Origin of the sequence: Nocardia sp. NPDC004860 (assembly GCF_040609015.1) — a bacterium.
Classification (GTDB): Bacteria; Actinomycetota; Actinomycetes; order Mycobacteriales; family Mycobacteriaceae; genus Nocardia.
The window spans coordinates 97956-119105 of record NZ_JBEXJI010000023.1; the positions used below are offsets into that span (position 1 = coordinate 97956).

Sequence of the window (21150 nt, forward strand, 5' to 3'; positions counted from 1 at the left end):
ACTCGCGCCGCTCGGCCGTTTCGGTCTACAGGTCCTTGACCAGGATTCCGAAGGAGTGGGCGAAGACCGGGGCCAGCTCGAGCAGCTGCGTATTGGTGACCAGCGCACCCGACAGCGATTCGACCCCACCGGAGATACCGATCGACCGAGCCTCGCGCAGGTCGACCTTCTTCAACTTGGCATTGCGCAGCGACAGCCCGGAGATCTCCGAGCCGGGGAAGGTCACCGAGGCCAGCTTCGCCTCGCTGATATCCACGTCCCGCAGCACGCAATCCACGAACGAGACATCGGTGAGCACCGCACCACGCAGATTCACCGAATCGAACTTGCAGTTGTGGAAACTCACCCGCCGCAGCGCCGACCCGAACGCCTCCACCCCCGACATGGCCGCGAGCACGAATTCCGCATCCATCCAATTGGTTTCGGACAGATCGGTCCTGATCCAGCGCGTGCCGTTCAGCCAGACATCGTTGAACCGCGAATACCGGAAGAAACCGCCGGTCACCGTGGTGGCCGAGATGGCGCACTCGGTGAAGGTAACCCCGCGCAACTGCGGATCGTCGAGTGAGAGGCCGTCGAAATGGGCACAGTCGTAAGCGCCCTCATCGCGCAGCGTCTCCTGTGGTTCCAGGAAACGCGCGAAAGGCAGGTCGGCCAGCTCCCGTGGCATATCGGTTCCTTACCGGGTCGAGGTGAAGATCGGATCGGCACAACGCTCCCGACCGTACTCGAGCCTCACGACAGCCCGGCCACCCATCCGCGCGACCGACCGGAACCTCGGCCTGCTACTCCGGGCCGGTTCGCGGGGTCAGCGCGGCGTTCGGCGGTGTGCAGTCGTCGACTGCCAAGGTGGCGAGAAGCTCGCGCAGAGTGTGACGCTCGCCGGGCGAGAGAGCAGCGAAGATCTCTTCGGCGGCGTCACGGCGAGCGTCGGACATCCGAGCCACTACCCGGCGGCCCGCTGCGGTCGGGGTCACCAGGGTGGCGCGGCGGTTGCCCGGATCCGGTTCGCGGGCAACCAGTCCGGCGGCGACCAGCGCGTCGACGACGGTCGTGGCCGAGCGCGGCACGATGCCGAGGCGCTCGGCGAGGGCGGACATACGCAACGGTTCGCCGCCGTGCTCGTCGGCACGGCCGATGATGCGCAGCGCGCGGGCCTGGGCCGGGGTGAGGCCGAGCGGCGACAGCCGCGCCGACTGCGTGCGGCGCAGTCGTTTGGTGGTGCGCAGGAAGAGTTCGGCCAGGTCATCGTCGGGAACGACACGCCTCGCGCCCGTCGTACGCGACTCGTCTGCAGGACTGCTCGGCATGATCCAGAGCATAGCTCATTGTCCTTGGAACAATTATGAGCGAAACTCAGTTATAGCGCGTGACTCCCTGCGAAAGGAGGCGCTGATGGCTTCACAACCGGAACTGAGCCGGATCGTCCGGCTCTTCCATCCGTATCGCGGGCGCTTGGCCCTGGTCGCGGCCCTGGTGGGTTTGGCCTCGCTGGCCGGTCTGGCTTCCCCGTTCCTGCTGCGCGGCATCATCGACGACGCACTGCCGCACGGTCGCACCGGACTGCTGACCCTGCTGGCCGTGGGCATGATCGCGGTCGCCGCACTGAACAGCGTGTTCGGCGTCTTCCAGACCTATATCTCGACCGCGGTCGGCCAGGACGTCATGCACGATCTGCGGTCGGCCGTCTACGCGCGGCTGCAGTCCATGCCGCTGTCCTTCTTCACCACCACCCGCACCGGCGAGGTGCAGTCGCGAATCGCCAATGACATCGGCGGCATGCAGTCCACGGTCACCTCGACCATCACCTCGCTGGTCTCCAACTTCACCTCCGTCGTCGCGGCGGTCATCGCCATGTTCGCGCTGGACTGGCGACTCACGCTGATCTCGCTGGTCATGCTGCCGCTGTTCGTGTGGATCAGCCGCCGGGTCGGCTCCGAGCGCCGGCGCATCACCGCGGAGAAGCAGCGCAAGCTGGCGGGCATGTCGGCGATCGTGGAGGAATCGCTGTCGGTGAGCGGAATCCTGTTGTCGCGCACCATGGGTCGCTCACCCGCGCTGGTCGAGGATTTCACCCGGGAATCGCGGGGGCTGGTGGATCTGGAGATCCGCTCCAGCATGGCCGGGCGATGGCGGCAGTCGACCATCTCGATCGTGATGGCGGCCATGCCGGCGGTCATCTACTGGGCGGCGGGCATGACCGTGGCCCAGGGGCATCCGCTGGTGTCGATCGGCACGCTGGTCGCGTTCACCACGCTGCAGAGCGGCCTGCTGCGGCCGACCGTCATGCTGCTGTCGACCGGCGTCGATATTCAGAGCTCGCTGGCGTTGTTCGGGCGGATCTTCGAATACCTGGATCTGCGACCGGACATCGAGGAGCCCGCGCAGCCGACGCCCCTGCCGGAGCAGGTGACGGGCGCGGTGCGGTTCGAGCGCGTGGGGTTCGCCTACGACACGGATCGGAACGTGCTGAGCGACATCGATATCGAGGTGCCCGCCGGGTCGAGCCTGGCGATCGTCGGCGAAACCGGCTCGGGGAAGACGACTCTCGGGTATCTGGTGGCGCGGCTGTACGACGTGACGTCCGGCCGGGTCACCATCGACGGCGTGGACGTGCGGGAGCTGTCCTTCGCCGACCTGTCCGCGGCGGTGGGCGTGGTGTCGCAGGAGACCTACCTGTTCCACTCCTCGGTCGCCGACAACCTGCGCTTCGCGAAACCCGATGCGACAGAGGCGGAATTGCATGCCGCGGCCCGGGCCGCGCAGATCCACGACCACATCATGAGCCTGCCCGACGGGTACGGCACCCTGGTCGGCGAGCGCGGCTACCGCTTCTCCGGCGGGGAGAAGCAGCGGCTGGCGGTGGCGCGCGCCATCCTGCGGAATCCGCCCATCATGGTGCTCGACGAGGCGACCAGTGCGCTGGACACCAGGACCGAGCGCGAGGTGCAGGCGGCGATCGACGCGCTGTCCGCGAATCGCACCACCATCACGATCGCGCACCGGCTGTCCACGATCCGGGACGCCGATCAGATCGTGGTGCTCGATCAGGGCCGCGTCGTGGAACGCGGTACTCACCGGGAACTGGTGGAGCGCAATGGTTTCTACGCCGACCTGCTGGCCCGCGACACCTTCGACGATGTCATGGCCGAGGCCGACGTGGTCGGCGTGCTCGAATCCTGAACCCGGACAGCGGAAAGCCCTGCCGTCCACGCTGACGACAGGGCCTCTTTCTCTCCCTACCAGCCGATATTTCCGCCGAGAGGGACGTTCACCCAGCTGGGCGCGTTCGGGTCGAGGTCGATGTGCTGGGGCAGCAGTTCGCTCTCGTTCAACAGCGGGCGCAGCGGCAGGCCGCGCGGGAAGTTGAACGCGAAGACGTCGACGCGCAGGCGGTGGCCCGGCTGCAGGACGGCGTCGGTGGCGGTCAGGCCCAGATCGACGGTGGTGGGCCGACCGGGGACGAGCGGCTCGCGATCGGCCAGGGTGAGGACCGGGTACGGGTCGGTGTAGTCGCCGTTGGCCGAGCGAGTTGCCTTGTCCTCGTCCACCTTTCGCAGCGACGCGGTCAACTGGCCGGAGGTCAGCACCGTGGACCTGCCGTCGGGCGCGACATCGTTGAGGGTCGCGGTCCAGTAGCCGTCGGTGGCGTCGAGCACCGTGTTGAGGTGTACGTTCACCGGCCCGGAGACGAGAGTCGCGGCGGCCACCGGTGGGCTGGTGAAGGTGAGGCCGTTGAGCTCCATCGGCCGCGCGTCCTTGGCGCAGGCGTCGAGGATGGCCGTGACGCCCGCGGTGATCTGCGCCGAATCACGCGAGCACAGGCTGTTGATGCCGGGCGCGACGGTGAGCCGCTGCGGCCCGGCGGGATCGGCGACCAGGCTGCCGTCGTGCACGCTCATCGGAGCGGTGCCGCTGGGCACGCCGGACAGGTACAGGCGTCGGTAATCGACGTCGATGCGCGGGAATTGGTCCGTCGTGGTCCAGGAGCCGCCCTGCTGGAACAACGTCACCGGGCCGTAGCCGTCGATGCCGTTGTCGATGCCCTTGAGCCACTTGTCGAACCAGGCGCGCTCCAGCACGTCCAGGCGCGGCGGGGCCCCGGGTGCGCCGAAGCCACTGCCGGGATCGGCGTGGTAGGTGTCGCCCATGATCAGCTGTTTCTGCCCGGGCGGCAAGGGAATCATGTCGTAGATGCGCGGTTCGGAGTAGGTGAAGATGTCGTGCCAGCCGCCGTAGACCATGGTCGGCACCCGCACCCGGTCCGGATGCCCGAGCCAGGCGGTGCGCAGGCTGCTGTCGGGTTCCAGGATGCTCTTCAGGTTGTCCGGGATCTCCGGGATGGACTGCACTGTCAGCGCTTGAATGATGTAGTCGAAGAAGGTGAACGGGCTCTGCAGCCGGTCGGCGAGCCACCTCCAGTCGAAGGCGCCGGAGAAGATCGAGGTCAGATCCGGGAGCAGTTTCAGGCTGTCCACGCCCAGCAACCACGGTGGGATGAAACCGAATCCGAGTGCTCCGCCGGTGGCGAGCACATCGCGCACCAGGTCACTGCCGGGCTCGACCGGGAAGATGGCCTTCAGCGCGTCCGGCTGATGTTCGGCGGCCTGCACCTGATTGATCGCCGAGTACGAGATGCCCGACATCCCGACCTTGCCGTCCGACCACGGCTGCTGGGCCGCCCAGTTGATCACCTCGACGCTGTCGAGCTGCTCACGCTCCTGGAAGACCTGCCAGACGCCCTCGGAGAAGCCGGTCCCGCGCACGTCGGCCACGACCTGGGTGTAGCCGGACTGGACCAGCTTCCGGTCGGCGGTGAAGACGCGGGCCGCGCCGCCGGGCACCACCTTCACCAGGTCGGAGAGACCGCCGAGGCCGACGCCGTACAGGTCGAAACCCTGCAGGAAGTTCGACAGCACATCCGACAGGCCGGGAATCGACAGCGCCGAATCCGCGATCATGGACACGAGTTTCGTATACGGAGTGAGGTTGACGACCGTCGGCAGCGGGGTGTCGACGATGTGGCCGTCGGCGTCCATGGGCCGATACACATTGGCCTTCAGGACGGTGCCGTCGCTCATGGCGATCGGGACGTCCCAATCGATGTGCACGCCAGGATATTTCGGCGGCCCGTCCTCGGTCGCGGTCCAGGCCGCGCCCAGTGATCCGGCGTCCGGGGTGGCGGTGGCCAGCGGCCGGACCAGCACCCCGACGGTGAGTGCGGTGGCGAACAGGGCGAGCGCGCCCAGCGTTCGTCCCCTGAACTTGGTGAATTGCATCCCGACCCCGTGGTTGAGGAACCTCTGCGTACCCAACGGTCGGACTGTAATGGCCGACACTCTCGACCGCAATCGTGGCGGGTGTCATATGTTGATCAGGTGAGCACAGCAGCAGGCGAATTGGCGGGACGCGTCGCACTCGTGACCGGCGGCGGGCGCGGTATCGGGCGCGCCATCAGCCATGCGCTGGCCACCCGCGGCGCCGTGGTCGCGGTCAACTGGGTGCGCCATGAGCAATCGGCGAAAGACACTGTGGCCGAATTGCATTCCCTGGGAGCCACCGCCCTCGCCGTGCACGCCCCGGTCGACGATCCGGTGGCCGTGACCGCCATGGTCGACCGCGTGACGAAGGAGCTCGGCCCGATCAGCATCCTCGTCCACAATGGCGGCGTCGCCAGCCGTGGCCGCCTGGTCTCCGACACCGATCCGGCGGAGGTCGAGCGACTGCTGCGTATTCAGGCCATCGGCCCGCACCACCTCACCAAGCTCGTCCTCCCCGGCATGCGCACCTGCGAACGCGGCGACATCATCATGATCAGCAGCGTCGCCGCCCACGCGCTCGGCGCGGCCGGCGCCCCCTACAACATGGCCAAGGCCGCCCTCGAAGCCCTCGCCCACACCCTCGCAAAAGAGGAATCCCCCAACGGAATCCACGTCAATATCGTCGCCCCCGGCCTGGTCGCCTCCGACATGGGCGACCGCCTGACCGCGGCCCTGTCCGGCGGCATCCACCGCCACGCCGCCGACCTCGACGCCACCTCCCCCTTCGGCCATGTCTGCCGCCCCGAAGAAGTAGCCGACGTTGTCGCCTTCCTCGTCTCCCCCGCCGGCGGTTACCTCACCGGCCAGCGCATCGTCATCGACGGCGGCGCCTACCCATACCGGCCGTGAACCCGGAGTTGTCACTGGCCAGGTCGACGCCCGGGTGCTCCCGGAATGTTCAACACAAGTTCGTGACCAGTCGGTATTCCGTGACCGGAATGCCGGGAAGCATGGTTAGCTGACCATGTGCCTGCCCTCCGACAGGCCGCAACCGACCGACTCTCGGGAGGATCCGTATGCCCACAACAGACAAGGTTTGGCCGCAAGGAACTCCGTGTTGGGTCGACTGTTCCGTCGACGATCCCGCCGCCGCGCGGGACTTCTACGCCCAGCTGCTCGGCTGGGACGTGCTCGACAGTCCGCCCGAGGCGGGCGGGTATCTGATGGCGATGCTCAACGGCAAGCCCGCCGCGGGCATCGGGCCCAAGATGGGTGAGGCCGCCATGCCGTCGGTGTGGACCACCTACTTCGCCGCCGAGAGTGCCGATGCGGTCGCGGGCGCGGTCACGGCGGCCGGCGGCACGGTGTTCATGCCGCCCTTCGACGTGATGGACGTCGGGCGCATGTTCGTCGGCGCGGACCCGGGGGGCGCGGTGTTCGGTGTGTGGGAAGCCAAGGCGCACACCGGCGCCGGGATCTTCAACGAGCCCGGCGCGTACTGCTGGAACGACCTGCACACCGCCGCGTACACGCCGTCGCAGGAGTTCTACAAGCAGGTCTTCGGCTGGTCCTTCGACGAGATCGGCAGCGAGCAGATGCCGTACTCCACCTTCGCCGGCGCGGACGGCCGCCCGATGGGCGGCGTGGCCGACAGCACCGGCCAGCCCGGCGACGGTCCCAACTACTGGCTGACCTGGTTCCAGGTCGCGGGCGCGGACGCCGCGCTGGACAAGGCCAAGGAGCTCGGCGCGACCGTACTGATGGGCCCGTCGGACAGCCCCTTCGGGCGCATGGGCATCGTGTCGGGCCCGCAGGGCGAGGTCTTCGGTCTGATCGACACCACCGTCACTATCGGCTGATCCGGAGCATCAGTCGCCAAGGCCGAGTGGCTCTGTGCCACTCGGCCTTTCGCGTCAGGAGAACAGTCGCGCCACGAACGGCACGCTGTCGGCCAGGGAGGCGAGCATGGCGCCGCTGTGGTCCTTCCCCACGTAGACGTGCACCTCGGGATGCGTTCCGGCCGCGGCCATGTCGGCGACCAGCTTGGCGGTCAGCGGCGCGGGGACATCGGTGTCATTGGTGCCCTGCCCGATGAACAGCGGCCGGTCGTAGCCGGTCAGCGGGACATCCATGACCGACCGCGCGGTGGGCACGAAATCGCCGTCCGCCAGCGGCCGCGACACCAGCTGGTTCAGCGACACACCGGCGGCACGCTCGGCCAGCGGGGCGAAGCACAGGGTCTGGGCGTCGATCACCAGCTGCTTGCCCAGCGGGGTCAGGTAGCTGTCCAGGTCGAAGTCCGGGCGGGCCGCCTTCAGGCCGTTGAACACGTAGGTCGCGTAGGCGGTGATGTGCGAGGACCCGATGGGCGGGGTCTCCGGCCCGATCAGGGTCGCGGCGTCGACGATATTGGAGGCCGGACCGGTTGCCACCGCGCCGCGGTAATCCAGTTCGGGCGCATAGCGTGTCGCGAGCGAGGCGGTGAAAACCGCGGCGCCGCCGCCCTGCGACTGCCCGATCGCCACCCATTTCGGGGCCAGCGAGTCGTCCACGGCGTGGGCGGCGCGCACCATGTCGATGGCGGCGTGCGCCTCGGCGCGGCCGTCGAGGTAGGCGTGCACGCCGGGGGTGCCCAGGCCGATGTAGTCGGTGGCGACGATGGCGTAACCCTGCTTCATCCAGGTGGCGAGGAACCCCATGTCGCGGTCGGAGCGGCCGGCCACCGAGGGCGCGCAGTCGTCGCCGATGCCGACGGTGCCGTGCTCCCAGGACAGCACCGGCCAGCCACCGGGCGGCGGGGTACCCGCCGGGGTGAAGACCACGCCGGTGGACAGCGCGGGCTGATCGGAGGAATCGCGGGTCCAGTAGGTGAGCTTGCGGGCCGAGCCGGTGCCGTCGATCCAGAGGTCCTGCGCCAGCGCCTCATTGCCGACGACGGCGCCCGGGGCCGCACCCTCGGCCCGGACGGGCGGGTCGGCCTGGGCGGTGGCGGCAAGCGGCCCGGTGGCCAGCACGGCCGCCGAGACCAGGGTGATCACGGTGCGTCGCGTCATCGGAGGAGTCCTCTCGTATCGTCTCGCTTTGGTGTCACAGTGAGACACTTCGGTCAGACTATCCTGAGAAGTGTCACTTTGAGACACCAGGGTAGATATCGGCGACACGAGAGGGCGGGATGACGGCACCGACCGGGTTGCGGGAACGCGAGAAGGCCAGGGTGCGGCACGAATTGATCGACGCCGCGCTGCTGCTGTTCGAGCGCCGCGGCTTCGAGCAGACCACCGTGCAGGAGATCGCCGACGCGGCCCAGGTCTCGCGGCGCACCTTCCACCGCCACTTCCCCGCCAAGGCGGCCGTGGTCTTCAGCCACGAGGAGGACGTCATGTCCTATCTGCTGGCCGCACTGGACCGCCGCCCGCCGCACGAGGCGGTCTTCGTCGCGCTGCGGGCCGCGCTGCGCGAGTTCCTCCTCGACGATGCCGAGGCCGAGCTGCGTCGCCGCCAGGCCGACACCGCCCGGCGGGCGCGGCTGGTGCTGATCACCAATCCGCAACTGCGCCAGGAGAATTTCACCGGCACCTTCGGCCGCCGGGACGCGCTGGCCCGGAGTTTCGCCCGCCGCGGCGGACTGGCCGAGGACGATCTGCGGGCGAAACTCGCCGCCGCGACCTGCTTCGCGGCCTTCGGAGTGGGGCTCGACGACTGGGTGGCGAGCCCCGATCCGTCCCTCGACCGCCTCTACGAGATCCTCGACGGCACCGTCGCCGCGCTGCAGCACGGTCTCGAGATCCCCGCGGCGGCAGGCGGCGGGCGGCGACTGAGGGCTACAGCAGACCGCGCAGCCTCAGGTCCGTGACGTACTTGTCGATGAGTTCCCTTGTCAGGTGCGGGATGTCGCCGTTCGGGCCGAGTTTCGCCTGCTGCACGGCCGTCTGGAAGCGCTTGGCCGGGAGCGCCGCGCCCGCGACGGGCAGGCCGGGGCGGCGGTAGGCGTGCAGGAGCGGCAGCACCGAGTGGGTGCGCTGCCGCTCCGGCAGGGCGCGCAGGGCGGTCTCGAAACGGCCGGCCCAGTCCGGGTAGGAGTCGATGCGGTCGATGGGATGGCCGGATTCGATGAGCCAGTCCACGAATTCATCGAGGGAGATGCCGTCGTCGTGGGGGTTGAGGACGTCGTAGGTCTCGAAACCGGCGGTGACGCGGGCGCCGAGAGCCGTGATGGCGGCAGCGGTGAAGTCCGCGGGCAGGCCGTCGTAGTGGGCCCGTCGCCGCCCGCCGTCGGAATCCAAGGCGTAGAACGACTTCGGGGCCAGACCGGTGGCGAGCACGCTGAGCAGCAGGCGGGTGAACATGTCGGGCAGGTTGAACTGCCCGGCGTACACGCTGTGCGCCAGGATCATGTCGGAGCGGAAGACCGCCACCGGCAGCCCGCACAGGTCGTGCGCCTCGCGCAGCAGCACCTCACCGGCCCACTTGCTGTTGCCGTAGCCGTTGGCGTACCCGTCGCCCACCGTGCGCACGGCGCTGATCTCGCGGATGTCGCCGTCCTCGGTGAACACGGCGGGGTCGATCTGATCGGCGACACCGACCGTGGACAGGTAGGTGACCGGTTTGCGGGTCGCGGTGAGCGCCAGGCGGATCACCTCGGCGGTGCCGACCACATTGGGACCGAACAGCTGGTCGTAGGGCAGCACGTGATTGACCAGCGCGGCCGGGTGCACGATGAAGTCGACGGTCTCGGCGAGCTCCTGCCAAACCGCTTGGTCCAGACCGAGATTCGGTGCGCCGATGTCTCCGGCCAGCACGCGCAGGCGACGCCCGGCCAGCTCCCGGTAGAGCCGCGACAGCTCGGGATCGCCGCTGTCGAACACCTCGTCCAGCCGCCGGCGCGCCGATTCGGCGTCGCGGCCGCGAATGATGCAGACGAGAGTGCCGTCGGTGTCGTCCAGGCGCTGCAGCCATTCCAGGCACAGGAACCGGCCGAGGTAACCGTTGGCGCCGGTGAGCAGCACCGTACGCGGCGGCTGCGGCGCGAGCGGCAGACCGGGCGCGGCCGCCAGGGTCGCCGCGTCCACGAACTTGTCGAGGGTGAGGTCGGCGGCGCGAATCTCGCTGCCGCCGTGCACGGCCGACGCGGTGGGACGACCGCCGGCACCGGACCGTTCGGCCTCGATGCGGGCGGCCAGCCCGGCCAGGTCGCTGGCGGGGCTGACGATCACGCCGACCGGCACCTCGACATCGAAGATCTCGCGCAGCAGCGTCGAGAACGACAGCGCCGACAGCGAATCCCCGCCCAGATCGGTGAAGTGCGCATCCGCCTGCGGCTCGCCGCCGCCGAGGATGGCGCGGGCGGCCCGGCACACCGTCTCGAGCACCGGCCGGTCGGCGGCCTCGCGACGCAGCGCGAGCAGCTCGTCCTCCTGCTGCCGCGCCTGCGCGCGGTACAGCTCCTCGAGCCGCTCGCCGTAGCGCTGCCTGAGCTTGGGCCGCAACAGTTTCCCGATGCCGGACAGCAGGCCGTTGTCCTGGGTGAAGGGCTCGGTCTCGATCAGGAACTCGCGCGGGATCTCGTAGGACTCCAGTTCGGCGTCCTTGGCGATCTGCTGCATGGATTCGGTGATGGCCGCGGTCATCTCGGCGGGTTCGAGCGCGAGGGCGGCCGCCGAGGGCACGATGACGGCCAGCAGGTGCGAGCGCTCACTGGACCCGTGCACGAAGATCTGGGCGATGAGCGGGCTGGTGGCGAAGACGGCCTCCAGCTTGGCCACGGCCACGAACTCGCCCTGCGACAGCTTGAGCACATTGTTGCGGCGGTCGACGTACACCAGATGGTCGGGCCGGACCTCGGCGACGATATCGCCGGTGCGGTAGTAGCCGTCCTCGTCGAAGATCTCGGCGGTCACCTCGGGACGCTTGAAATAGCCCGGGATCTGCTGCGTCGACTTCACCAGGAACTCGCCACGCGGGTACGGCTTGTCGGTGGCGAAGTAGCCGAGCTCGGGCACATCGGCCAGCTTGTAGTCGATGACCGGCGGCCGGCGGATCTCATTGTCCATGAGCAGGCCGCCGCCCGCCTCGGTGGAGCCGTAACCGTCGACGAGCGGCTGGCCCAGCACCGAGTTCATGAACTCCTTCATGTCCGCGGAGATGGGCGCGCTGCCGACCATGACCCGGAGCAGGCGGCCACCCAGGAAGTCCTGCCGCAGTGCGGCTTTCGCGGCCTCGTCGGCCTCGGCGGGGGACGCACCCGCGGCGATGCGGCGCTGCACGTCGCTCTGATAGCGCTGGAACACCATGTCGCACACGCGTGGGACGAAGAACGCCTCGGTGGGGCGGGCCAGGCCGAAATCCTCGAACAGGGTCGACATGTCGCTGGCCGCCGCGAAATACGCGGTTCCGCCGCGCGCGAAGGTGCCGCTCAGCACCATGCGGCCGGCGACGTGACTCAAGGGCATATAGCAGAAATTGATGACCGGGGCCGGAATGACCGTGGGCCCCAACCACATACCGGTCGCCAGGCGCTGCGGGTAGATCGCGCCCTTGGGGGTCCCGGTGCTGCCGGAGGTGTAGATGAGCAGGGCGAGCTCGTCCTCGTCGGCGGGGACGTGCAGCGGTACCGCGGGCAGGTCGCGGCCCCGGTCCGCCACGGCTGCAAGCGATTCCAGGCTGATCTCGGCTCCCGACTCCGCGATGCGGCGCTGTGCGGCGGCGTAGGTCTCGGCGTGGTGGTCGTCGCCGGGTTCGAAGTCGAAGACCACGATCGATTCCACCGGTGTGCCGCCGAGCACGCAGTCGAGCGCGGGCGCGAGCAGTTCCAGGCTCACCGCCAGCGTCCGGGCGCCGGTCTCGGTGATGATCGAATGCCATTGCGAGGCAGGTGAACCCGACTGCAGCGGCACGCTCACCAGGCCCAGCCGGATGCCGGCCAGCTCGACGGCGGTGAAGTCGCCGCTGGCGAAGCCCAGGATGCACAGGAAGTCTCCCGCGCGTAGGGGGTGTCGCGGGTCCGCGTGCCAGGCGGCCGCGATATCCCCGGAACGCACCCACAGCTCGCCATAGCTCGTGGTGCGGTACGCGGGCAGCAACCGCCGGGTACGCCGCCCATCGGCGCCGACCACGATCTCGGTGGCCCGCTCGGCGATGGCGGGCCGGTCGGCGTATCCGCCGAAGAGCACCGCCGCCACACCGGCCAGACCCTGCCCGGACTGCTGGGCCGCGGCCGCGACCTCGGGCAGCGGGACCAGCGCCCGTACCTGATCGTCGGCCATCAGTTCCTCGAACCGCTTCGCGATCTCGGCATGCGCGAGCCGATCCGCGAATCGCTGGGTAAGCTCCGCCCGAACGGCGTCCTCGACCATCAATGGCCTCCCTGGTCTCCGGCGATCACGACGCCGCGAATTCGTTCGGACGTCGGGTTTTCTCCCCATCAATTAGCTTTGCTAACATTTCCACCATGGGCGCCCGGGAGGGGAAAGTCAAGAACTCCGCGGCGCACCCCCAATCCAGAATGCGCCGCGAATCCGCAGCGTGCTACCGGTAGCCCAGATCGGTCACCGCGGCATCGACCAGGTCGGCGACGGCGACCGGCTGCGAGGCCGGCGAGACGTGGCTCGAGGGCAGCTCGACGGTCCGGCGCGGGCCCATCCGCTCGGCCATGCGGCGCTCGTTGCCCGGGTTGATCACGCGGTCCTCGATGGAGACCTGGCACCAGGCCGTCTCGGCCTTCCAGGCCGGGGCGGTGACGGTGTCACCGAAGCTGGAGCCCAGCGGGGCTTCTGTGTGACCGCCATGACCAGACCCTCGTCCTCGGTGAGGTCCTGGTCAGAAGCTGTCGTGGAACTTCTCCTGCGTGATCCGGAGACATCCGTCGGAGTCGGGGACGAGGGGCCCGCGGCGCTGTGCGCGGGGGCGGAATCGCCTGGCATCCAGCCCGAATTGAAGGCCGATCAGACCAGGGCGTCGTCGGCGGGGCTGGGTTCGGCGGCGGGCCGGTCGGTGCGGAGCAGCAGTCCGCAGCCGAGGGCGGCCACCACCATGACGATCGCGCCGAGGATCGCCATGGTGTTCATACCCGAGGTGAAGGCGGCGCGGGCCGCCGAGAGGATGGCCTCCCCGCCGGGCAGGCCGGCGCTGACACCGACTGCGCCGCCGAGTGTTTCGTGAATGGTGTGCGCGGCGGCCGGGGGCAGATCCGCGGGCAGGGCGCGGTCGACCTTGCCGCCGTATACCGCCGCGCCGATGCTGCCGAGCACGGCGATGCCCAGCGCACCGCCGAATTCGCCGCCGGTCTCGAGCACCGCGGCGGCCGCGCCCGCCCGTTCCGGCGCGACCGCGCCGATGGCCAGATCGGTGACCAGGGTCATCACCACCACCAGTCCCGTGCCCAGCAGGGCGGCCGCCAGCAGCACCAGCACCAGCGAGTGCACCCCGACCAGCGCCATCACCACGAAACCCGAAGCGGCGATGAGGAATCCGGCTGCCACCACCGGGCCCGGCCCCAGCTTCGGGGCCAGCGCCGCCGCCAGCGGGGCCGCGCCGCCCACCACCACGGCCGGGGCCAGGCTCCACAGCGCCGACACGAACGGGCTCATACCGAGCACCGACTGCAGGTACTGGGTCACGAAGACCGCGTTGCCGACGAGGGCGAACATGCCCAGCAGCTGCGCCGACACCGACACCGTGTAGGTGCGCCGGGTGAACAGCGCGGCGTCGAGCACCGAGTCCGGCACCCGCCGCTGCCGGATCACGAACACCGCGCCCACGGCCGGCCCGGCCAGCAGGATCACCAACCGCCACATCGTGAATCCATTGGCGGCCCATTCCTTGAGCCCGTAGATGATCGGCATGACCGCCGCCAGCGACAGCACCGCGCCGATCCAGTCGAACCGTCCCGCCCGCGCCCCACGGAATTCCGGCAGCAGCGCCGGGGCCAGCACCAGCAGCAGCGCCATGGCCGGGATATTGATCAGGAACACCGAGCCCCACCAGAAGTACTGCAGCAGTGCGCCACTGAGCACCGGGCCGATGGCCACGCCGCTGCTCATCACGCCCGCCCACACCGCCATCGCTCTGGTGCGGTCGGCGTCGTGGACGAAGATGTTGCGGATCAGCGCCAGCGTGGACGGCATGAGGGTGGCGCCCGCGATGCCGAGCACGGCGCGGGCGGCGATGAGCGCCTCGGCATTCGGCGCGTAGGCCGCCGCGAAGGAGGCCACGCTGAAGCCGGCCGCGCCGATCAGCAGCAGCCGCCGCCGGCCGATGCGGTCGCCGAGCGCGCCCATGGTGAGCAGGAGCCCGGCCAGCACGAAGCCGTAGATGTCGAAGATCCACAGCTGCTGGGTGGCACTGGGATCCAGGTCGCGCACGATGAAGGGCACCGCGAAATACAGTACCGAGACGTCCATGGAGACCAGCAGCAGCGGCAGGACGAGCACGGCGAGCGCGCTCCATTCCCGCCGGCCCGCGCGCCGGTGTTCTTCGCTGTTCATTGACTCGACGACTTTCGTTCCGGGAGAGGCGAACACCGCCAGCATCGCCGAATCCGCTGGCAGTGCCCTGGTATCGGATTGCCAGCGGACTGACAGCGCGGCCGGTCAGCATGACGGGTCGAACTCCCGTCCCCGATGGGTCACACTCGAACCGCACTCAAACGACGATTCGCCCGAGGAACGATGCAGAACCTTCCCGACGACGCCGTGCGCGTCGAAACCCCCGCGCGCTACCGGATCTCGAACTCCGCGGCGTTCTGGCTGCTGTCGATCGCGCTGGGGCTGCTGCTGTTCGCGTCGGCGGCCCCGTCGCCGATGTATCCGGTGTATCAGCAGATGTGGCACTACTCGTCGCTGGTGTCGACGGGTGTGTATGCCGCGAACGCCATTGCGCTGCTGGTGACTCTGCTGTTCGCGGGGTCGCTGTCCGACCACATCGGGCGGCGGCCGGTGCTCGTCGCGGCGGTGCTGGTGGAGCTGGCCGGGACGCTGGCGTTCGCCGAAGCGCAGTCGGTGACTTGGCTTTTCACCGCCCGCATCGTGCAGGGCATCGCGACCGGGCTGGCCACGGGTGCGATCACCGCCACGCTCATCGATCTGCAGCCGGCGGAATCGCGGCTGGGCGCGCTCATGACGAATGTGGCGGCCGGCGGCGGGCTCGCGGTGGGCGCGATCAGTTCCGGGCTACTGGTGGCCTACGCGCCCGCGCCCACCCGGCTGGTGTACTGGCTGCTCGCGGTGGCGTTCACCGTCATCGTGATCGGCGTGCTGCTGATTCCGGAGACGGTCGCGCCCGACGGGCGGGGCCTGGCGTCACTGAAGCCCAAAGTGTCGGTGCCGCAAGAGGTCCGGGTGGCGTTCCTCACCCTGGTGCCGTCGATCGCGGCCACGTGGGCGCTGGGCGGGCTCTATCTGGCGCTGGGCGGCGCGCTCATGAAGGTGCACTTCCACGTCGGCACACCGCTGGCCGGTGGCCTGGTGGTGGTCGCGTTGCAGGGCACCTCGGCGGTCACCGCACTGCTGGCACGCGACTGGACCATCGATCAGGCGCTGCTGCGCGGGCCGATCCTGCTCATGTCCGGGGTCTCGCTGGCGCTGCTGGGCGCGGCGACGGAGTCGGTGGGGCTGTTCTTCGCGGCCAGCGTGGTGGCCGGGGTCGGCTTCGGGCCGTCGTTCTCGGGTGCGCTGCGCATGCTGACGGGTCTGTCACCGGCCGAGACCCGGGCGGAGGTGGTGACCGCGATCTATGTGGTCTCCTACCTGTCGCTCAGTGTGCCCGCGGTCATCGCGGGGCTGTGCGTGCAGCGGTTCGGCCTGGCCGCCACGACCTACGGCTACGGCCTGATCGTGATCGCGATGGAGGCGGTCGCCCTGGCCGGGTCGCTGCGCCACCGCAGTCCGCACACCGCGCTGGCCGGACATCTGTGCCCGGCGCCGTGCCCGGGCTCGGTCGCGCCGATGCCGCGGGTGGTGTCGGCGCACCCCTGACCGGCGATCGCGGCCTCGGCTTGTTAAGGTGGACAGGTGATTCCCACCCGGCAGGCATGGCGCTGGCTGCACTAGCAGCCCGATGAACCATGACCACGGGCTGTACGCGGCCCGTGATTCCCGACCGGAACACTCAGCTCGTGCAGCCCTCCATGAACTTTCAGGAGTTGTACGTGACCACCCCTTCGGATTCCTTCGCCGCGTCCCGCGAACGCAGCGACGAGCTGGCCGCCGAGGTGGCCGCGCATCCCGGCCGATTCCGCGTCCTCACCGGTGAACGGCCCACGGGCAGACTGCATCTGGGCCACTACTTCGGTACCGTGCGGGAACGGGTGCGGTTGCAGGAACTGGGCGTGGACCTGTGGGTGATCCTCGCCGACTATCAGGTCATCACCGACCGCGACAGCCTCGGCCAGGTCCGCGAGAACGTCTACAGCGCGGTGCTGGACTACGCCGCCGCCGGGATCGATATGAGCCGGGCGACCGTGTTCACCCACTCCTCGGTGCCGGCCCTCAATCAGCTCATGCTGCCGTTCCTGAGTCTGGTCACCGAGTCGGAGCTGCACCGCAATCCGACGGTGAAGGCGGAGCTGGCCGCCTCGGAGCGGGCGCTGAGCGGGCTGCTGCTCACCTATCCGGTGCATCAGGCCGCCGACATCCTGTTCTGCAAGGGCAATCTGGTGCCGGTGGGCAAGGACCAGCTGCCGCACCTGGAGGTCACCCGGGTCATCGCGCGGCGCTTCAACGAGCGCTACGGCCGGGTGTTCCCGGAACCGCAGGCGCTGCTCACCTCGACCCCGGAGATCCCGGGCCTGGACGGCCGCAAGATGTCCAAGAGCTACGGCAATGCCATCTCGCTGTCCATGACCGCGGATGAGACCGCGGCGCTCATCCGCCGCACCGCAACCGATTCCGACCGGCGCATCACCTTCGATCCCGATGCCCGGCCCGGCGTCTCGGCGCTGCTCACCACGGCGGCACTGTGCCTGGGCACCGATGAGCAGACGCTGGCGGACAAGCTCGGCGACGGCGGCGGTGCGGCGCTGAAGAAGCTGGCCACCGACGCGGTGAACGACTTCTTCGCGGGGCATCGGGCCCGGCGCGCGGAGCTGGCCGCGGACCAGGATTTCGCGAGCGGCATTGTGCGCGAGGGCAATCGGCGCGCCAACGAGATCGCCGAACGCACCCTCGATGAGGTGCGCTCGGCGATGGGGACGGTGTACTAGTCCGCTAGGGCTCCGTAGACCGCGGTCAGGAAGTCGCCGCCGAGCGGGCTGCGCCACTCGGCGGCGATGATGATGTTGGCCGACTGCACGAAAAGCAGTGTCACCAGATCCTTTTCGGGGTCGGCGTACCAGGCGGTGCCCAGGCCGCCGGGCCACGAGAGGGTGCCGACGCTGGGAATGCCGCCGCCGGGTTCGGTTTGCATCCTCACGCTGTAGCCGAACCCCTGGCCGGCCCAGATATCCTGGCCCAGCGGAGGATTGAAGGGGGCGGCCGCGTGCTGTTCGGGGGTGAGGCGGTCCCGGCTCAGCGCGGCAACCGTTTCGGCCGACAGGATCCGGACCCCGTCCAGCTCACCGCCATTGAGGAGCATGCGGGCGAAGCGCGCGTAATCGTCCACGGTGGACACCAGGCCCGCGCCGCCGGAAGGGAACAGCGGCTCCTCGCCCCATGCGGTGGTGGCGGGCCGGTCGAGTTCGGTGCGGTCGGGGCCGTACAGCACCGAGAGGCGGTCGCGTTCCGATTCGGGCACCGTGAATCCGGTGTCCACCATGCCCAGCGGCGTCAGGACCCGTTCGCGCAGTACGGTTTCCAGCGGCTGCCCGGTCACCCGGCTGATCAGGATGCCGAGGATGTCGGAGGCGGTGTGATAGCGCCACACCGTGCCGGGCTGCGCGATGAGCGGCAGCTCGCCGACCCGGCGCAGCCACTCGTCCGGTGCCAGCCGTTCGGCGTTCGCGACGCCGATGGCGCTCGCGATGGGGTCGGCAGTGAGCGCGAACAATTGCGGTGCGAGGCTGGAGCGGCCCCAGCCCAGGCCCAGCCGGTAGGTGAGCAGATCCTCCACCGTGATCGCGCGCTCGGCGGGGACCACGTCCGCGGGCGAGCCGTCCGGGTCGCGCATGACGGTGCGGCCGGCCAGTTCCGGCAGCCAGGCGTCCACCGGATCCGACAGCGCGATGCGGCCCTCGTCCACCAGGGTCAGCGCCGCCACCGCGGTGATCGGCTTGGTCATGGAGGCGATGCGGAACAGCGTGTCGCGCCGCATCGGCTGCCCGGCCGCCCGATCCCGCCACCCCACCGTGTCCACCTGCACCAGTTCGCCGTGCCGGTAGATCACGGCCACCGCGCCGGCCACCTCGTCCCGCTCGACGTACCCGTCGAGTACCTCGCTCACCTTCTTCAGCCCCTCGGCCGAAAACCCGTTCACCGCAATCGCTCCCTTCCGTCGGCAGCCGGGATCAACCGCCGACGGCCGCCGATATTCCCGGCGGGGTCCGGGTAGTTCGCTCAGGCACCCACGTATGCGGCGAGGTGCTGACCGGTCAGCGTCGAGCGGGTGGCCACCAGATCGGCGGGGGTGCCCTCGAAGACGACCCGGCCGCCGTCGTGACCCGCACCCGGTCCCAGATCGACGATCCAGTCGGCGTGCGCCATGACGGCCTGGTGATGCTCGATCACGATGACCGATTTGCCGGAATCCACCAGGCGGTCCAGCAATCCGAGCAGATGCTCGACATCGGCCAGGTGCAGACCGGTGGTCGGCTCGTCGAGCACATACACGCCGCCCTTGTTCCCCATGTGGGTGGCCAGCTTCAGCCGCTGCCGCTCACCGCCGGACAGCGTGGTCAGCGGCTGCCCCAGGCTCAGGTAGCCGAGGCCGACATCGTCGAGATGCTGCAGGATCTTGTGCGCGGCAGGGATTTTCGCCTCCCCGTCCGCGAAGAACCCGAGCGCCTCGCCGATCGGCATGGCCAGCACCTCGCTGATATCGCGCCCGCCCAGCTGGTATTCGAGCACAGCCGCCTGAAAACGCTTGCCCTCGCACTCCTCACAGACGGTGGCCACCCCGGCCATCATGGCCAGGTCGGTGTAGATCACGCCCGCGCCGTTGCAGGTCGGGCACGCACCCTCCGAATTCGCGCTGAACAGAGCGGGTTTCACGCCATTGGCCCTGGCGAACGCCTTGCGGATCGGCTCGAGCAGGCCGGTGTAGGTGGCCGGATTGCTGCGCCGCGAACCCTTGATCGCGCCCTGGTCGATGGACACCACGCCCTCACCCGCCGGAATCGACCCGTGCACCAGCGAGCTCTTGCCCGAGCCCGCGACACCGGTGATGACCACCAGCACGCCCAGCGGGATGTCGACATCCACCTTCTGCAGGTTGTTGGCCGTCGCGCCGCGGATCTCCAATGCCGCCTTGGACTTCCGGACCACATCCTTGAGCGCGGCCCGGTCGTCGAAGTGGCGTCCGGTGATGGTGCCGCTGCTGCGCAGCCCGTCGACAGTGCCCTCGAAGCAGATCTCGCCGCCGCCGGAACCCGCGCCGGGGCCGATGTCCACGATGTGGTCGGCGATGGTGATGGTCTCGGGCTTGTGCTCGACCACCAGCACGGTATTGCCCTTGTCCCGCAACCGCAGCAGCAGATCGTTCATGCGCTGGATGTCGTGCGGGTGCAGGCCGACGGTCGGCTCGTCGAAGACATAGGTGACATCGGTGAGCGCCGAACCCAGATGCCGAATCATCTTGACGCGCTGCGCCTCACCGCCCGACAGCGTGCCCGAGGCGCGGTTCAGGCTCAGATAGCCCAGCCCGATCTCGACGAACGAGTCCAGCACCTGCTGCAGCGATTCCAGCAGCGGCGCGACCGACGGCTCGTTCAGCTCGCGCACCCAGTCGGCCAGATCGCTGATCTGCATGGCGCAGGCGTCGGCGATGCTGATCTCGCGGATCTTCGAGGACCGGGTGAGGTCACTGAGCCGGGTGCCGTCGCAGTCGGGGCAGATCTGGAAGGTGACCGCGCGCTCGACGAACGCGCGCACGTGCGGCTGCAGCGAGTCGATGTCCTTGGACAGCATGGACTTTCGGATCTTGGGGATCAGGCCCTCGTAGGTCAGGTTGATGCCCTCGACCTTGATCTTGGTCGGTTCGCGGTAGAGCAGGTCGGCGAACTCGCGCTTGTTGTACTTCTTGATCGGCTTGTCCGGGTCGAAGTAGCCGCTGCCGATGAAGATCCGCCCGTACCAGCCGTCCATGCTGTAGCCGGGAATGGTGAACGGGCCTTCGTTGAGCGACTTGCTGTCGTCGTAGAGCTGGGTCAGGTCGATGTCGTTGACCGCGCCGCGCCCCTCACAGCGCGGGCACATGCCGCCGGTCACCGAGAAGCTGCGCCGCTCCTTGACCTGCTTGCCGCCCTTCTCCACGGTCACCGCGCCCGCACCGCTGATCGAGGCGACATTGAACGAGAAGGCCTGCGGTGAGCCGATATGCGGCTGCCCGAGGCGGCTGAACAGGATGCGCAGCATGGCGTTGGCGTCGGTGGCGGTGCCGACGGTGGAGCGCGGATCCCCGCCCATGCGTTGCTGATCGACGCTGATGGCGGTGGTCAGGCCCTCGAGCACGTCCACCTCGGGACGGGCCAGCGTCGGCATGAACCCCTGCACGAAGGCGCTGTAGGTCTCGTTGATCAGCCGCTGGGATTCGGCGGCGATGGTGTCGAAGACCAGCGAGCTCTTGCCCGAACCGGATACGCCCGTGAACACCGTGAGCCGGCGCTTGGGCAGATCGACGGAGACGTCCTTGAGGTTGTTCACCCGCGCGCCGACGACCCGGATCAGGTCGTGGGCGTCGGCGGCGGGCAGGGCGGGCTGCGGGGACTTGCTCGGGGCCATGCGTGTCTCCATCTGTGCGGGCG

14 protein-coding genes and 1 pseudogene are annotated in these 21150 nt (G+C 69.2%); 6 read left to right on the forward strand and 9 right to left on the reverse strand.

All coding sequences use genetic code 11. From position 1 onward, the window contains the following. Nucleotides 1-25: 25 nt before the first annotated feature. Nucleotides 26-670 carry a pentapeptide repeat-containing protein gene (locus ABZV44_RS32510; RefSeq protein WP_354844749.1) on the reverse strand — a complete coding sequence of 215 codons (645 nt, stop codon included), beginning with the start codon at nt 668-670 and terminating at the stop codon, nt 26-28. Between the two features lie 115 nt (nt 671-785). Continuing rightward, a complete protein-coding gene (locus ABZV44_RS32515) occupies nt 786-1310 on the reverse strand; it encodes a MarR family transcriptional regulator (RefSeq protein WP_354844752.1) in 525 nt (174 codons plus the stop codon). A gap of 85 nt (nt 1311-1395) precedes the next feature. Here ABZV44_RS32515 and ABZV44_RS32520 point away from each other — a divergent pair, with 85 nt between their 5' ends. Beyond that, on the forward strand, nt 1396-3183 hold the full coding sequence (locus ABZV44_RS32520; RefSeq protein WP_354844755.1) for an ABC transporter ATP-binding protein: 1788 nt from the start codon (nt 1396-1398) through the stop codon (nt 3181-3183). Between the two features lie 56 nt (nt 3184-3239). Here the strand turns inward: ABZV44_RS32520 and ABZV44_RS32525 are convergent, their stop codons facing one another. Continuing rightward, a complete protein-coding gene (locus ABZV44_RS32525; protein WP_354844878.1) occupies nt 3240-5279 on the reverse strand; it encodes a CocE/NonD family hydrolase in 2040 nt (679 codons plus the stop codon). Nucleotides 5280-5378: 99 nt separating this feature from the next. Here ABZV44_RS32525 and ABZV44_RS32530 point away from each other — a divergent pair, with 99 nt between their 5' ends. Beyond that, nucleotides 5379-6170 carry an SDR family oxidoreductase gene (locus ABZV44_RS32530; RefSeq protein ID WP_354844757.1) on the forward strand — a complete coding sequence of 264 codons (792 nt, stop codon included), beginning with the start codon at nt 5379-5381 and terminating at the stop codon, nt 6168-6170. 167 nt (nt 6171-6337) lie between these two features. After that, nucleotides 6338-7120, forward strand: coding sequence for a VOC family protein (locus ABZV44_RS32535; protein WP_354844760.1), 783 nt, complete (start codon nt 6338-6340; stop codon nt 7118-7120). 54 nt (nt 7121-7174) lie between these two features. Here ABZV44_RS32535 and ABZV44_RS32540 read toward each other — a convergent pair whose 3' ends face one another. Beyond that, on the reverse strand, nt 7175-8314 hold the full coding sequence (locus tag ABZV44_RS32540; RefSeq protein ID WP_354844762.1) for a lipase family protein: 1140 nt from the start codon (nt 8312-8314) through the stop codon (nt 7175-7177). A gap of 119 nt (nt 8315-8433) precedes the next feature. Here ABZV44_RS32540 and ABZV44_RS32545 point away from each other — a divergent pair, with 119 nt between their 5' ends. Continuing rightward, nucleotides 8434-9114 carry a TetR family transcriptional regulator gene (locus ABZV44_RS32545; protein ID WP_354844765.1) on the forward strand — a complete coding sequence of 227 codons (681 nt, stop codon included), beginning with the start codon at nt 8434-8436 and terminating at the stop codon, nt 9112-9114. Here the strand turns inward: ABZV44_RS32545 and car are convergent. From car to ABZV44_RS32560, 3 genes and pseudogenes are all read right to left on the reverse strand, one after another. Then, entirely contained in the window at nt 9083-12523 is a 3441-nt protein-coding gene (car, locus tag ABZV44_RS32550) for a carboxylic acid reductase (RefSeq protein WP_354844881.1), read from the reverse strand. The two genes, ABZV44_RS32545 and car, sit on opposite strands and share 32 nt — an antisense overlap. A 262-nt stretch (nt 12524-12785) precedes the next feature. After that, nucleotides 12786-13139, reverse strand: a pseudogene (locus ABZV44_RS32555) (alpha/beta hydrolase); the annotation flags it as partial. Between the two features lie 62 nt (nt 13140-13201). Further along, complete coding sequence (locus ABZV44_RS32560) at nt 13202-14743, reverse strand: MFS transporter (RefSeq protein ID WP_354844767.1); 1542 nt, start codon at nt 14741-14743, stop codon at nt 13202-13204. Nucleotides 14744-14926: 183 nt separating this feature from the next. Between ABZV44_RS32560 and ABZV44_RS32565 the strand changes: the two genes are divergently transcribed. Next, nucleotides 14927-16231, forward strand: coding sequence for an MFS transporter (locus tag ABZV44_RS32565; RefSeq protein ID WP_354844770.1), 1305 nt, complete (start codon nt 14927-14929; stop codon nt 16229-16231). Between the two features lie 152 nt (nt 16232-16383). Next, a complete protein-coding gene (trpS, locus tag ABZV44_RS32570; RefSeq protein ID WP_354844884.1) occupies nt 16384-17457 on the forward strand; it encodes a tryptophan--tRNA ligase in 1074 nt (357 codons plus the stop codon). Here trpS and ABZV44_RS32575 read toward each other — a convergent pair. Further along, a complete protein-coding gene (locus tag ABZV44_RS32575) occupies nt 17454-18665 on the reverse strand; it encodes a serine hydrolase domain-containing protein (protein WP_354844773.1) in 1212 nt (403 codons plus the stop codon). The genes trpS and ABZV44_RS32575 overlap by 4 nt on opposite strands. An 80-nt stretch (nt 18666-18745) precedes the next feature. Then, nucleotides 18746-21127 (reverse strand): excinuclease ABC subunit UvrA, encoded by a 2382-nt coding sequence (locus tag ABZV44_RS32580; RefSeq protein WP_354844776.1) that lies wholly within the window; start codon nt 21125-21127, stop codon nt 18746-18748. Between the last annotated feature and the right edge of the window lie 23 nt (nt 21128-21150).